Annotated in this window: 15 protein-coding genes and 1 tRNA gene; 13 read left to right on the top strand and 3 right to left on the bottom strand. The window is 69.8% G+C overall.

Translation table 11 applies throughout. From position 1 onward, the window contains the following. The first annotated feature begins 42 nt into the window (after window positions 1-42). On the top strand, window positions 43-693 hold the full coding sequence (locus ACZ55A_RS26080; RefSeq protein WP_468844594.1) for a LytR C-terminal domain-containing protein: 651 nt from the start codon (window positions 43-45) through the stop codon (window positions 691-693). A 72-nt stretch (window positions 694-765) separates the two neighbouring features. Here the strand turns inward: ACZ55A_RS26080 and upp are convergent, their stop codons facing one another. Continuing rightward, window positions 766-1,401 carry a uracil phosphoribosyltransferase gene (gene upp / locus ACZ55A_RS26085; protein ID WP_468844597.1) on the bottom strand — a complete coding sequence of 212 codons (636 nt, stop codon included), beginning with the start codon at window positions 1,399-1,401 and terminating at the stop codon, window positions 766-768. A 177-nt stretch (window positions 1,402-1,578) separates the two neighbouring features. Between upp and ACZ55A_RS26090 the strand changes: the two genes are divergently transcribed. From ACZ55A_RS26090 to rfbB, 5 genes are all read left to right on the top strand, one after another. Beyond that, window positions 1,579-1,809: a hypothetical protein gene (locus ACZ55A_RS26090; RefSeq protein WP_468844599.1), complete on the top strand. Its 231-nt coding sequence runs from the start codon at window positions 1,579-1,581 to the stop codon at window positions 1,807-1,809. Window positions 1,810-2,021: 212 nt separating this feature from the next. After that, window positions 2,022-2,549 (top strand): tRNA adenosine deaminase-associated protein, encoded by a 528-nt coding sequence (locus ACZ55A_RS26095; protein ID WP_468844634.1) that lies wholly within the window; start codon window positions 2,022-2,024, stop codon window positions 2,547-2,549. A gap of 23 nt (window positions 2,550-2,572) precedes the next feature. Continuing rightward, window positions 2,573-3,139, top strand: a complete 567-nt coding sequence (locus ACZ55A_RS26100; protein WP_468844601.1) for a nucleoside deaminase — start codon at window positions 2,573-2,575, stop codon at window positions 3,137-3,139. 91 nt (window positions 3,140-3,230) lie between these two features. Then, window positions 3,231-3,317 (top strand) — tRNA-Ser (locus ACZ55A_RS26105). A 94-nt stretch (window positions 3,318-3,411) separates the two neighbouring features. After that, complete coding sequence (gene rfbB, locus ACZ55A_RS26110; RefSeq protein WP_468844604.1) at window positions 3,412-4,407, top strand: dTDP-glucose 4,6-dehydratase; 996 nt, start codon at window positions 3,412-3,414, stop codon at window positions 4,405-4,407. Window positions 4,408-4,433: 26 nt separating this feature from the next. On the opposite strand, the gene ACZ55A_RS26115 is transcribed toward rfbB, so the two are convergent. Together ACZ55A_RS26115 and ACZ55A_RS26120 are read right to left on the bottom strand one after the other, a co-directional pair. Beyond that, window positions 4,434-4,916 (bottom strand): hypothetical protein, encoded by a 483-nt coding sequence (locus ACZ55A_RS26115; protein ID WP_468844607.1) that lies wholly within the window; start codon window positions 4,914-4,916, stop codon window positions 4,434-4,436. A gap of 27 nt (window positions 4,917-4,943) precedes the next feature. Then, window positions 4,944-5,723: a DUF2127 domain-containing protein gene (locus ACZ55A_RS26120; RefSeq protein ID WP_468844608.1), complete on the bottom strand. Its 780-nt coding sequence runs from the start codon at window positions 5,721-5,723 to the stop codon at window positions 4,944-4,946. Between the two features lie 639 nt (window positions 5,724-6,362). Here ACZ55A_RS26120 and ACZ55A_RS26125 point away from each other — a divergent pair. From ACZ55A_RS26125 to ACZ55A_RS26155, 7 genes are all read left to right on the top strand, one after another. Beyond that, complete coding sequence (locus ACZ55A_RS26125; RefSeq protein WP_468844611.1) at window positions 6,363-6,527, top strand: hypothetical protein; 165 nt, start codon at window positions 6,363-6,365, stop codon at window positions 6,525-6,527. Window positions 6,528-6,582: 55 nt separating this feature from the next. Further along, on the top strand, window positions 6,583-6,876 hold the full coding sequence (locus tag ACZ55A_RS26130) for a Dabb family protein (RefSeq protein ID WP_468844613.1): 294 nt from the start codon (window positions 6,583-6,585) through the stop codon (window positions 6,874-6,876). 257 nt (window positions 6,877-7,133) lie between these two features. Next, window positions 7,134-7,943: an RNA polymerase sigma factor SigF gene (locus ACZ55A_RS26135; protein WP_361319762.1), complete on the top strand. Its 810-nt coding sequence runs from the start codon at window positions 7,134-7,136 to the stop codon at window positions 7,941-7,943. A 198-nt stretch (window positions 7,944-8,141) separates the two neighbouring features. After that, window positions 8,142-8,978 carry an RNA polymerase sigma factor SigF gene (locus ACZ55A_RS26140; RefSeq protein ID WP_069572981.1) on the top strand — a complete coding sequence of 279 codons (837 nt, stop codon included), beginning with the start codon at window positions 8,142-8,144 and terminating at the stop codon, window positions 8,976-8,978. A gap of 306 nt (window positions 8,979-9,284) precedes the next feature. Next, window positions 9,285-10,085, top strand: a complete 801-nt coding sequence (locus ACZ55A_RS26145) for a hypothetical protein (protein ID WP_468844617.1) — start codon at window positions 9,285-9,287, stop codon at window positions 10,083-10,085. A 222-nt stretch (window positions 10,086-10,307) separates the two neighbouring features. Further along, the gene (locus tag ACZ55A_RS26150) at window positions 10,308-10,781 is read left to right on the top strand and encodes a VOC family protein (RefSeq protein ID WP_468844619.1); all 474 of its coding nucleotides are present in this window, start codon (window positions 10,308-10,310) and stop codon (window positions 10,779-10,781) included. A gap of 293 nt (window positions 10,782-11,074) precedes the next feature. Continuing rightward, window positions 11,075-11,979: sensor histidine kinase (locus tag ACZ55A_RS26155; protein WP_468844622.1), on the top strand; the 905-nt coding region annotated here is incomplete at its 3' end.

Raw genomic sequence — 11,979 nt, forward strand, 5'->3', positions numbered from 1 at the left:
CATTTAGTAGGCACGGCCCGTCACCCGCACTACGCTGCGCCCATGAGCATGCTGACGCCCCCAGGCATGGGCGGTAAGAAGTACCGCATCACGGGCGACAGGTATCCGCGGATGCGCCGCCCCCGACACCGTCGCCGGATCGTCCTCACCCTCCTCGCCGCCGTCTGCGCCCTCGGCCTGGCCGGCTGGGGGACACTGCAGCTCATCGACGTCTTCGGCGGCAAGGGCAACACCGCCCAGGCCTCCCCGGGCAAGAAGCACTGCCGGGACAGCGGAAAGACGGCCGCCGCACAGGCCGAGACCACGGCGCGCAAGCTGCCCGCGCCGGGCACCCTGACCGTCAACGTCTTCAACGCCACCCCGCGCACCGGACTGGCCAAGCGCACGGCCGACGAGCTCAAGAAGCGCGGCTTCAAGATCGGCAAGGTGGGCAACGCCCCGGCCGCCTACGACAAGAAGATCAAGGGCGCCGGGATACTGCTCGGCCCCCGGGCGGCCGCCGACGGCCCGCTGAAGGTGCTGTCCACCCAGCTCACCGGCGCGCAGCAGAAGACCGACGACCGCAAGGGCGCCGATCTCGACCTGATCATCGGCGATGCCTTCAAGGAGCTCACCGCCCAGCAGGCCGCCGCCAAGTCCCTGAACCTGCTGACCCACCCGTCACCGGCCCCCGCCGCCGACGCCAAGTGCTGAGCATGCAGCCGGGCCCCGCACCATGCCGTGGTGCGGGGCCCAGTGGCGTCCGGAAGGGGAGCGCGGGATCGCTCAGCCGGCGGTGCCGTACATCCGGTCGCCCGCGTCGCCGAGGCCGGGCACGATGTAGCGGGCCTCGTTCAGCCGCTCGTCGACCGCCGCGGTGACCACCGTCACCGGCGTGCCGGCCAGCTCCTTCTCCATGACCGCGACACCCTCGGGCGCGGCCAGCAGACAGATCGCGGTGACATCGTCCGCACCGCGCTTGATCAGCTCGCGGATCGCGGCGACCAGCGTGCCGCCGGTGGCCAGCATCGGGTCCACGACGTAGACCTGGCGGCCCGAGAGGTCGTCGGGCATCCGCGTGGCGTACGTGTGCGCCTCGTACGTCTCCTCGTTGCGGACCATGCCCATGAAGCCGACCTCGGCGGTGGGCAGCAGCCGGACCATGCCCTCCAGCATGCCCAGACCGGCCCGCAGGATCGGTACGACCAGGGGGCGCGGGTGCGAGAGCCGCACGCCGGTGGTCGCCGTCACCGGGGTCTCGATGTCGACCTGCTCGGTGCGCACATCACGGGTGGCCTCGTAGGCGAGCAGGGTCACCAGCTCGTCGGCGAGCCGCCGGAAGGTGGGGGAATCGGTGCGCTTGTCGCGCAGTGTGGTGAGTTTGTGCGCCACCAGCGGGTGGTCGACGACATGGATCCGCATGACATCGACAGTAACCGAGGCGGCGAGCGCCGATGCCCGCCGTGCACCGCCCGGCCGCCGGACCTCGGCGGTGCGGCGTGGCTGGCATCAAACCGCCGAATGGAGGGAAAGTGGGCACGTACGCCCGATCGCCCGTCCCGCCGTCGGGCGAAGAACCGGCCCGAGGTGGTGTGCGGCGTGCCCGACCGTAAGCGGACCGATGACCTCAACGACGCCGTTCCCGGCGGCCCGGGCCCGGATCCGGGCGGCGATCCGGGGGCCGAGAGCGAAGCGGCGCGCCGACGGCGCCGCGCACAATTTCTCCGCGAACTGCACGAGGCCAAGGAGCTGCGCAACCGCGTCCAGCCGCGCCGGGTGCGGGCCGAGCGGATGCGCCAGGCCATGCGGATGCGCTCATTCCGCTGGTAGCGGAGCCGGTTCCGCTGGTAGCGGAACTCCGCCGCACAACCCGCCTGCGCTGCGGCACGTGAGCGACATCTCGCACAACCTCCGCACGACGCAGCGCCGAAGACCCCGCGCGAACGCCATGTTTCTGCCACGATTCCGAAAGGGGCGGGACCAACGGCGTGCAGCGCCGCCCCGCCCGGCCCGGCACGCCTATGACCAGTGGGAGAGTCACGGTGTACTTCGCCGCACTGCTCGCGCGCACCGAAGACGGGTGGGAAGCGAGCGATACGGAGCTCGACGATGTGGAGACCCTGACCGATCTGGCCGATCTGGCCCGAGAGGCGGCGGTGGACGATGACACGGTGGTGGCGTTCCTCGAACAGGAGGACGTCTGGTTCGGCGTCGTCCGGGTGGACGGCGACGACGACCCCCGCGTCTTCATCTCGAACGCCGCAGCGGCGGCCCGGAGCTCGTACGGTGCAATGCTGACCGACGAGCTGCTCGGCCGCGACAAGGACGTCGAGGACGAACTCGACAGTCTCGACCTGGACGGTACGGAGGACGGCGAACCCCAGGCGCAGGACGAGACCGAGCAGGAGACCGAGGCGGACACCCCCGTCCCGGCCGGCCCGCTCGGCGACGCCCGGCTCCTGGCCGACCTCGGCATCAGCGAGAAGGAGCTGCTCGACCTCACCGGCGACGCGCTCACCGAGATCGCCGACGCCCTCGGCTGCACGGAGGTCCTGGAGGCCGTCCGGTAGCGCCGTCCCCGACACTGGGTGGCATGAGCGCCCCCCAGTCCGATCCGCTGTCCGGCTCGGCCCCCTCCCCCGCACCCGACCCGCTGCGCGATCCCTGGACCGCGCCGATGCGCCGGGCGCTGGAGGAGGCCGCCCGCGCCCCCGGGACCGGTGATGTCCCGGTGGGCGCCGTCGTGCTGTCCGCGGACGGCACAGTCCTGGGCACCGGGCACAACGAACGCGAGGCCACCGGCGACCCGACCGCACACGCCGAGGTCCTTGCGCTCCGCGCGGCGGCGCGCACCCTGAGAGAGGAAGCATCGCGCAGCGATTCCGGCCGGGGCGGTGGCGGGAGACGAGCGGGCGAGTGGCGGCTGACCGGCTGCACCCTCGTCGTCACCCTCGAACCCTGCACGATGTGTGCGGGCGCGCTGGTGCTCTCCCGGGTCGACCGGGTCGTCTACGGCGCCCGCGACGCCAAGGCCGGTGCGGTCGGCTCGCTCTGGGACGTGGTGCGTGACCGACGTCTCAACCACCGCCCCGAGGTCATCACCGGCGTCCTCGAAGCCGAGTGCGCGGACCTGCTGACCGCCTTCTTCCGCGACCGCTGACCGGCGGCTGGAGGCACCGGCCACCGCTCGCCGGCCGCTCCCCCGGAATCCGATTTCGGTGCACGGCCCCCCGTGGGCTAAGCTCTCTCTCGGTAGCGTGTCCGAGCGGCCGAAGGAGCGCGCCTCGAAAGCGCGTGAGGGGGCAACTCCTCCGTGGGTTCAAATCCCACCGCTACCGCTCGAAGGTGAGGGCCCCGATTCCCCAGGGATCGGGGCCCTCGTCATGTCCGGGTTCTTCCCCCGGACGCCGACAGCGAGGTGCGGAATTCCTCATGAGTGCGCAGAAGATTCTGGTGACCGGTGGTGCGGGATTCATAGGCTCGCACTACGTCCGTACGCTGCTGGGCCCCGAAGGCCCCGGCAATGTCCGTATCACCGTGCTCGACAAACTGACCTACGCCGGAGTCCCGGCCAATCTCGCGCCGGTGCACGGAATGCCGGATTTCACCTTCGTCCAGGGCGATATCTGCGATCCGCGGACGGTCGGTGAACTGGTCGCCGCACACGATCAGGTGGTGCACTTCGCCGCCGAGTCGCATGTCGACCGGTCCATCGAGGACGCCGGTGCCTTCGTCCGCACCAATGTGCTGGGCACCCAGGTCCTGCTGGACGCCATGCTGCGCCGGCCCGGCCCCGGCGGCACCTTCGTCCATATCTCGACGGACGAGGTCTACGGCTCCCTCGATTCCGGCTCCTGGCAGGAGACCGCTCCGCTCCAGCCCAACTCCCCTTATGCCGCCTCGAAAGCCGCGAGCGATCTGCTGGCGCTTTCCTACCACCGCACCCACGGCATGGACGTACGGGTGACCCGGTGCGCCAACAATTACGGGCCGCACCAATTCCCCGAGAAGGTCATCCCGTTGTTCCTCACGAACCTGCTGGACGGCGGAAACGTCCCGCTCTACGGGGACGGGGAGCACGTCCGGGAATGGCTGCACCTCGACGACCACGTCCAGGGCATCGAGCTGGTCCGCACCGGCGGCCGGGCCGGCGAGACGTACCACATCGGCAGTGGCACCGAACTCAGCAACAAGGAGCTGACGGACCGCCTGCTCACCGTCTGCGGGGTGGGCTGGGACCGGGTCGAGCAGGTCGCGGACCGCAAGGGGCACGACCGGCGCTACTCCCTCGACTGCTCGAAGATCACGCAAGAGCTGGGCTACCGGCCGCGCCGGACCTTCGAGGACGGGCTGTGGGAGACCTTCGCCTGGTACCGCGACAACCGCGCCTGGTGGGAACCGCTGAAGCGGGCCACCGGCGCGGTCTGACGGGCCGTCGGCCGGATGCCTGGGCGCTAGTCGTTCCGCCGGCGCGCCGAGCGGCGGAAGAAGCGGACGATCAGCCAGATCACCAGGATCACGACGAGCAGGAAGAGGACGAACAGCACGATCAGGAAGATGCCGAGCTTCTTGAAGAAGCTGCGCTTCTTCTTCTTGACCTTCGACTTCCACTTGGACTTCTTGGCCTTGAAGACCTTCTTGAAGTGCGTCGGGTGGTGCGCGCTGTGGTGGCCGTACGAGGCGGGCTGCGCGGCGGCGAGGCTCACGGCGGCACCGGCGCCGGAGGCCTCGGCGGCCCGGGCCGGGGTGCTCACGGTGGCAGCCGGACGGCCGGCCGCCTCCGTGGCGCGGTCCGCCGCCACGGCCGGTGCGATGCCCGCGGCCAGCAGGCCGATCAGCAGCGCCAGGACGACGGCGGGCCGGCGCCGGTGCGACACCGCCCGGCGGGCGGCCGGGTGCGGCGAATCGGATTCGGGCCGTGCGGAGTTCATGAGCATGCTTCGGTCCCCCCTGGGTCTGTACGTTCAGCCATTATGGGCCGCAGTCGGTACCCCGGCCGAGGTCTCGACCTCCATGAGCGAGGCGCTGTGCCGCTCCGCGTCGAAGGCCGCGCGGCCACCGCGCAGCCCGAAAAGCCGCTTGGTGAGCGCGATGTAGAGCACCGCGAGGATGTTGACCACCAGCGTGGCGATCTTGAGCCAGCTGACCTTCTCCGTCAGCTCGTAGATCTCCAGCGGCAGGAACGCCGCGGTCGCCACCACCGTCAGGTACTCCGCCCACCGCTCGGCGCGCCACAGCCCCACGCCCTCGACGATCTCCACCAGGGCGTAGACCAGCAGCAGTCCGGCCACCAGCATCAGGGTGGAGTGCTGGTAGCCGAAGACCTTCTGGACGGAGCCGACGACCGGTGAGTGGTCCAGGTCGTAGTGGAAGTGCCGGGCCACCGGGCGGAGCACCGCGAGGTACTCGTCGAAGAACCGGCGGACCGCGTCCTTACGGTTGCTGAACTGCCAGACGCCGACCGCGGCGAGCACGATGAACACCCCGCGCACCGCCCGTTCGACGGCCAGGAAGCGCAGGATGAACAGATCGCGCAGAACCTTGCCGCGCGGGACCAGCGGGGCGTCGGCGGCCGGCCCGGAGCCGTGCGGGTCACCCAGCACGAAGTCGCCGCAGCGCAGACAGCGCCAGGCCTCGCCGAGGGCGGTGGCCGCGTGCAGCCGCTCCCGCAGGTGCTCCTCGTCCGGGAGGTAGGTGATGTGCCCGCGGCGCGCGCAGGTACGCCGATCCCAGTCGATCTTCATCGGTGGAGCCCGTGTTCCCTTCGTCGTCCCCCGTCGCCCCGCGCCCCGTCCCGCGGCGCGCGGCCCGCGCCGGTCCTGTCGCATACATGTCACGTACATGAGGTCTGCGGTGTACCCGGCGCGCAGTGCCGTACGAGGTGAGGGACGCGCGGCGCCCACGGCCGGTTGCACCACGCCCATGTCGCCGCACCTGCGCCTGCCTGCCCGCCTTGCCGCGCACACGACAGAGCCCCGGCTCCGGTCCGAGGCGAATCGGCGCGGAGCCGGGGCTCCTGGTCGGCCAGGGGAAGCGGCTTCCAAGGGGACTGCCGCTCCCCCCGATGTGGACCGGACCCCGATGTCCACGCCGCTGTCAGGGGGATTCCCGCGGCGCGGACCCCGCAGTGAGGCCAGGTCCCGGGCCCGGGGATTCCTGCCAGATCCTCCGGACCGCCTCCTTCATGGTGCCTCCCCGGCCCGTCCCAACAGGCAGACAAAGGGCCCCCTTTGGCGGGTCTTTGGTCCATAAAGTCCGGATCAGCGACCGGCGCCACCCGTGACCTCGGCTCCCGCCCTCGAACACGTGTGGTTACACTCGCCCGACTGCAACCAGGAGGTGCAGGCACCGCCGTAAGGGACTGCCATAGGGGAGACAGGACGATGGCACAGGCGAAGAAGATCGCGTTGTACATACTCATCGTCTTCGTGCTGTACACGATCATCACCTCCCCGCACCGAGCCGCCCAGCTGGTCCAGATAGGCTTCGAGGGCATCTCGTCCGCCGCTCAGGGCGTCGGCGAGTTCATGACTCAGCTGATCAGCTAGGGCCCACCCGCCCCGTCGGCCGCCCTGGCGATCGCCCCGCCGCACGGAGGCCCCTGTGATCCGCCACCTGGTCCTGTTCAAGCTCAATGACGGCGTCTCCCGCGACGAGGAGCGGGTGCAGGCCGGTGTCCGCGCCTTCGCCGCCCTCAAGGACGAGATCGAGGAGCTGACGTACTGGGAGTACGGCTGGAACCTCACCGACCGTCCGATCGCCTACGACTTCGCGATCAATTCGGCCGTCGCCGACCAGGACGCCCTCAAGCGCTACCTGGAGCACCCGGCCCACCAGGCGGCCGCCGCCCAGTGGCGCGAATTCGCCACCTGGGTGATCGCCGACTACGAATTCTGAGCCCCGGCTCTCTCCGTACGCCGTCCACGAAGCCCCTCGCCCCCACCGGCGGGGGGCTTCTCGGTACCCCGGCCCGGTACTGCCGCCCATCCGCCCCGCGCGCCTCCCCCACTACACCGCTCCCACCACCCAACTCTCTGTTCAACACGGCGTTATGAGGTGCTTGCACACAGTGCACATGTCTTGTGATGCTATGACCGCTTTTGCCGGATACATCCACAGCGAGTAGCTGCACTGCGAGCACTGTGAAGGGTGGCGTGACCGTGACGGCCCGTACTGCGCCCAAGGCTCCATCCCGCGAGAGCCGGAGCGCGGACACGCGGGCGCTCACCCAGGTGCTGTTCGCGGAGCTGGCGGACCTTGAGCCCGGCACACCCGAGCACACCCGCGTCCGGGCCGCACTGATCGAGGCCAATCTGCCCCTGGTCCGCTACGCCGCGGCGCGCTTCCGCAGCCGTAATGAGCCGATGGAGGATGTCATCCAGGTCGGCACGATCGGCCTGATCAATGCGATCGACCGCTTCGATCCGGACCGGGGCGTCCAGTTCCCGACCTTCGCGATGCCCACCGTTGTCGGCGAGATCAAACGCTACTTTCGAGACAATGTCCGTACGGTCCATGTGCCGCGCCGCCTCCACGAGCTGTGGGTGCAGGTCAACGGCGCCACCGAGGACCTGACGGTGCTGCACGGCCGCTCGCCCACCACTGCCGAGATCGCCGAGCGGCTGAAGATCGGCGAGGACGAGGTACTGGCCTGCCTGGAGGCCGGCCGCTCATATCACGCCACTTCACTGGAGGCCGCCCAGGAAGGCGACGGCCTGCCCGGCCTGCTGGACCGCCTCGGCTACGAGGACCCCGAACTGGCCGGCGTCGAGCACCGCGACCTCGTACGACACCTCCTCGTCCAGCTCCCCGAGCGCGAGCAGCGGATCCTCCTGCTGCGTTACTACAGCAATCTGACGCAGTCCCAGATCAGTGCGGAACTAGGGGTGTCGCAGATGCATGTGTCGCGGCTACTCTCGCGGAGCTTCGCTCGACTGCGATCCGCAAACAGAATCGACGCCTAACCGGGACGGGCTACGGCACCGGCACAGCCTGCGCAGATATGTCGACAAGGCGCTACAGCGTGTTGCCGACATGTGACATTCTGCGGGAACCGCGTTTGCCGTAGCTCTTGCTCCGGTATTCAGGTGGAGGTATCACTCCTCGGTCCGCCCCGGTCCGGGGACCCAGCAGTGACCCGTCCGCGACCTCAAGGGGGTGGCATGTCCGTAGAACTGGGCAGCTCAAAGGTGCTTCCCGCGATTCCCGCGCCCGCACCGCACGTGCATGACGACGACTCCATCAACACCCGCACGCTCTCCCGCTCCCTGTTCCTGCGGCTGGCCTCGCTCGACAAGGACTGCGCGGAGCGTACGTACGTCCGTGACACGCTCATCGAACTGAACCTCCCCCTGGTGCGCTACGCGGCGGCCCGCTTCCGCAGCCGCAACGAGCCGATGGAGGACATCGTCCAGGTCGGCACGATCGGTCTGATCAAGGCCATCGACCGTTTCGACTGCGAACGCGGCGTGGAATTCCCGACGTTCGCGATGCCCACCGTCGTCGGCGAGATCAAGCGCTTCTTCCGCGACACGTCTTGGTCGGTACGGGTCCCGCGCCGGCTCCAGGAGCTCCGGCTCGCCCTCACCAAGGCCAGCGACGAGCTCTCCCAGAAGCTGGACCGCTCCCCGACCGTCCCCGAACTCGCCCTGTGCCTGGGGGTGTCGGAGGAGGACGTGGTCGACGGGCTGGCCGTCGGCAACGCGTACACCGCCTCCTCGCTCGACTCCCCCTCTCCCGAGGACGACGGCGGCGAGGGCTCTCTCGCGGACCGCCTCGGCTACGAGGACAGCGCCCTGGAGGGCGTGGAGTACCGCGAGTCGCTCAAGCCCCTGCTGGCCAAACTCCCGGCCCGTGAGCGCCAGATCATCATGCTGCGCTTCTTCGCCAATATGACGCAGTCCCAGATCGGCGAGGAGGTCGGCATCTCCCAGATGCATGTCTCCCGGCTGCTCACCCGGACCCTGGCGCAGCTGCGCGAAGGGCTCATCTCCGACTGAGGAACGGTCCGCCGAGGGGCCTCCACACGCTCCGTGCCGCTCGGCGGACATCTGTAGAACCAGAACCACGCTCCGCACCGCGCCGGATCACCGCGGCGCCTTTCACCTCTCTCCCGCTCGCCTCCCACGGTGCCGATCTGCCGCCGGGGAACGCCGCGTTGCGGCGCCCTCTCTCCGCCCGCGTGAGCCACGCTCCGCGGCGTACGCATCGAGACGAGGGAACGCCCCCACTGTGGCCGGAACATGACGGCCGGAGCAGCGCCACCACCCCTGTACACCTGACGAACCGTCAGCAACACTGTCCCGATGCGACGGACGACAACGACCCTCGGTTCCGCCTCGGCGGCCGTACTGTGTCTGGGTGTCCTGCTCACCGGCTGCGGAAGCGCGGCCGAAGAGGGCTATGTCGCGGTGGGCGCAGCAGGCCCCGCCGATGGCCAAGCACCGACCAGGCCCGTACCGCCCCGGGACGGCGTCGAGCTGTCGCCTCTGGGCGGCCGGGGAGACGGGAACGACGGCAGCGACGGCGAGAGCGACAGTGGCAGTGGCAGTGGCAGTAGTGGCCCGCCCCGTAGCCGCTCCGTCAAGAGCCCCCGCTCCCTGACGTCCCCCGGCGCCTCCGCCGCACCCTCCGGCCCTCCCGCACCGGCCACCGGCGGCGCACACACCCCCACACCGCCCAACTCGCCTAACCATCCGGGGACTTACCCACCGGACGATCCCACCCGGCCCGGCTCCCCCACGCCCGAACCGCCCTCGCCCGAACCGCCCTCGCCCACCATCCCCGCGGGGCCGGGTGCCCCCGCCGGCCTCCTCGTGGGTAAGCCCGGCCTCGCCGACACCGACGTCCGCTGGTGCGAAAAGGTCACCGTCGACTTCCTCAACACCGGCAAGCGCCCCGTCACGGCCGGCACCGTCACCTTCGGCACCCACCTCATCGGCGCCCTCGGCATCGACTGGGGCACGTTCACCTCCACCCACAAGCTCCCCCTGCCCCTCGCCCCCGGCAAGAAGAAGACCGGCACCTGGCGGCTGTGTGTGGACTCCTGGCGGGTGCCCCTGGGCATGCACCTCGACACCAAGGACACCTCCTTCACCTGGAGGTAAACGCGGCACCCCGTACTGCCCGTACGGAGGGACCCCTAGGTACCTCCGGGGTCCCGCCAGGTCCCCCCAGGCAGCCCCAGGTACCCCCAAGGCGGCGATATCCCCGTCCGTCCGGATGCCCGTCCCGCCACCGATGAGTTTCCTCCGGCGCGACCGTCAATACAGATACCGGCCCCTCCCTACAGGGCGGGCCGCAGCACACGACGACGCCAGGAGAGCGCCATGCCCCGCATCACGCCCAGCCTCTGGTTCGACACCCAGGGCAAGGAGGCCGCCGAGTTCTACTGCTCGGTCTTCCCGAACTCCAGGATCAAGAACGTCACCTACTACAACGAGGCGGGACCACGCCCGGCCGGCACCGTACTGACCGTTGAATTCGAGCTCGACGGGCAGGAGTACCTCGCGCTCAACGGCGGCCCCGAGTTCACCTTCGACGAGGCGATCTCCCTCATGATCAACTGCGCCGACCAGAAGGAGATCGACTACTACTGGTCCAAGCTCACCGAAGGCGGCGAGGAGGGCCCCTGCGGCTGGCTCAAGGACAAGTACGGCCTGTCCTGGCAGGTCGCACCGACCGGTATGGCCGAGATGCTGAACGACCCGGACCAGGACCGCGCCGCCCGCGCCATGAAGGCCATGTTCGGCATGAAGAAGATCGACATCGCCGCCCTCCAGGCCGCCGCCGACGCGGCCTAGGGCGGACCCCCTAGCGACTGTACAAGCTCCGAGGGGGCCCGGCCCGAGCCACGCGCAGGGCCCGGCCCCCCTGCTCCCTCCCACTGCGCCCCTCGGGACGTCGCCGGCCCGCCCCGCTGCCGCTCTCCCCAGGAGCCACCTCGCCGCTTTACAGCCGGTTTAGGCCTCCTCTGGGCAAGATGGCCCGGCTCGGTAACTCACGCCCGGCTCAGGGCGTATGAGGGAGGATCAGCAGTGCACACCCCACTCGTCCCGGTGTCGGCCGTTGAACCCGTTCTGCCGGGTCGCCCGGGATGACCGACGTGACTGCCGCTTCCCGGACACCCACGCCCGTGGCTGTCCCCGCACCACCCGCCGCCCGCGAGCCTGGGCCACCGCACCGTCCGAAACCCTGGCTGCGGCCCACCATCCGCATACGGCTGACGCTGCTGTACGGCGGCATGTTCCTGGCGGCCGGAGTCGTCCTGCTGACGCTCATCTACACCGTGGCCGCGAACACCCTCAAGGACGGCACACCCGCGTTCCGGATCATCGGCCACCACGTCACCGTCGGCAGCGTCAGCTGCCCCGCCCTGCCTGCGGCAACCACGGTCGACGAGATCAACTCGATCATGAACGAATGCATCCAGAACGAGCGCACGAGCGCGTTGAACACCCTCCTCCACCGCTCGCTGACGGCCCTTGTCGGCCTGGCCGTCGTGGCGTTCGCGTTCGGTTATGCGATGGCGGGGCGGGTGCTTGCGCCGTTGGGGCGGATCACTCGGACCGCGCAGCGGGTGGCGGGGTCGGATCTGCACCGGCGGATCGAGCTGGGTGGGCCGGACGATGAGCTCAAGGAGCTGGCGGACACCTTCGACGAGATGCTGGACCGTTTGGACCGGGCCTTTGAGTCGCAGCGGCGGTTTGTTGCCAATGCCTCGCATGAGCTGCGTACGCCGTTGGCGATCAATCGCACGCTGCTGGAGGTACAGCTCGCCGACCCGGATGCTTCGCCGGAGCTGGCGCAGCTGGGCAAGACGTTGCTGGCGACGAACGAGCGCAGTGAGCAGTTGGTGGAGGGGCTTTTGCTGCTGGCGCGCAGTGAGAACAAGGTCGTGGACAAAAAGCCGGTGGATCTGTCGGAGGTGGCGGCTCAGGCGGTTGATCAGATGCGGCAGGAGGCGCAGGCGAAGGGGGTGGAGCTGCGGGGGGTGCGGCA

The sequence above is a fragment of the Streptomyces sp. NPDC034111 genome, assembly GCF_055575375.1.

Coding starts and splice junctions, on each gene's coding strand:
- ACZ55A_RS26080 (WP_468844594.1), top strand. CDS start 43: ATGAGCATGCTGACGCCCCCAGGCATGGGCGGTAAGAAGTACCGCATC.
- upp (WP_468844597.1), bottom strand. CDS start 1,401: ATGCGGATCCATGTCGTCGACCACCCGCTGGTGGCGCACAAACTCACC.
- ACZ55A_RS26100 (WP_468844601.1), top strand. CDS start 2,573: ATGAGCGCCCCCCAGTCCGATCCGCTGTCCGGCTCGGCCCCCTCCCCC.
- rfbB (WP_468844604.1), top strand. CDS start 3,412: ATGAGTGCGCAGAAGATTCTGGTGACCGGTGGTGCGGGATTCATAGGC.
- ACZ55A_RS26115 (WP_468844607.1), bottom strand. CDS start 4,916: ATGCTCATGAACTCCGCACGGCCCGAATCCGATTCGCCGCACCCGGCC.
- ACZ55A_RS26120 (WP_468844608.1), bottom strand. CDS start 5,723: ATGAAGATCGACTGGGATCGGCGTACCTGCGCGCGCCGCGGGCACATC.
- ACZ55A_RS26125 (WP_468844611.1), top strand. CDS start 6,363: ATGGCACAGGCGAAGAAGATCGCGTTGTACATACTCATCGTCTTCGTG.
- ACZ55A_RS26140 (WP_069572981.1), top strand. CDS start 8,142: ATGTCCGTAGAACTGGGCAGCTCAAAGGTGCTTCCCGCGATTCCCGCG.
- ACZ55A_RS26145 (WP_468844617.1), top strand. CDS start 9,285: ATGCGACGGACGACAACGACCCTCGGTTCCGCCTCGGCGGCCGTACTG.
- ACZ55A_RS26150 (WP_468844619.1), top strand. CDS start 10,308: ATGCCCCGCATCACGCCCAGCCTCTGGTTCGACACCCAGGGCAAGGAG.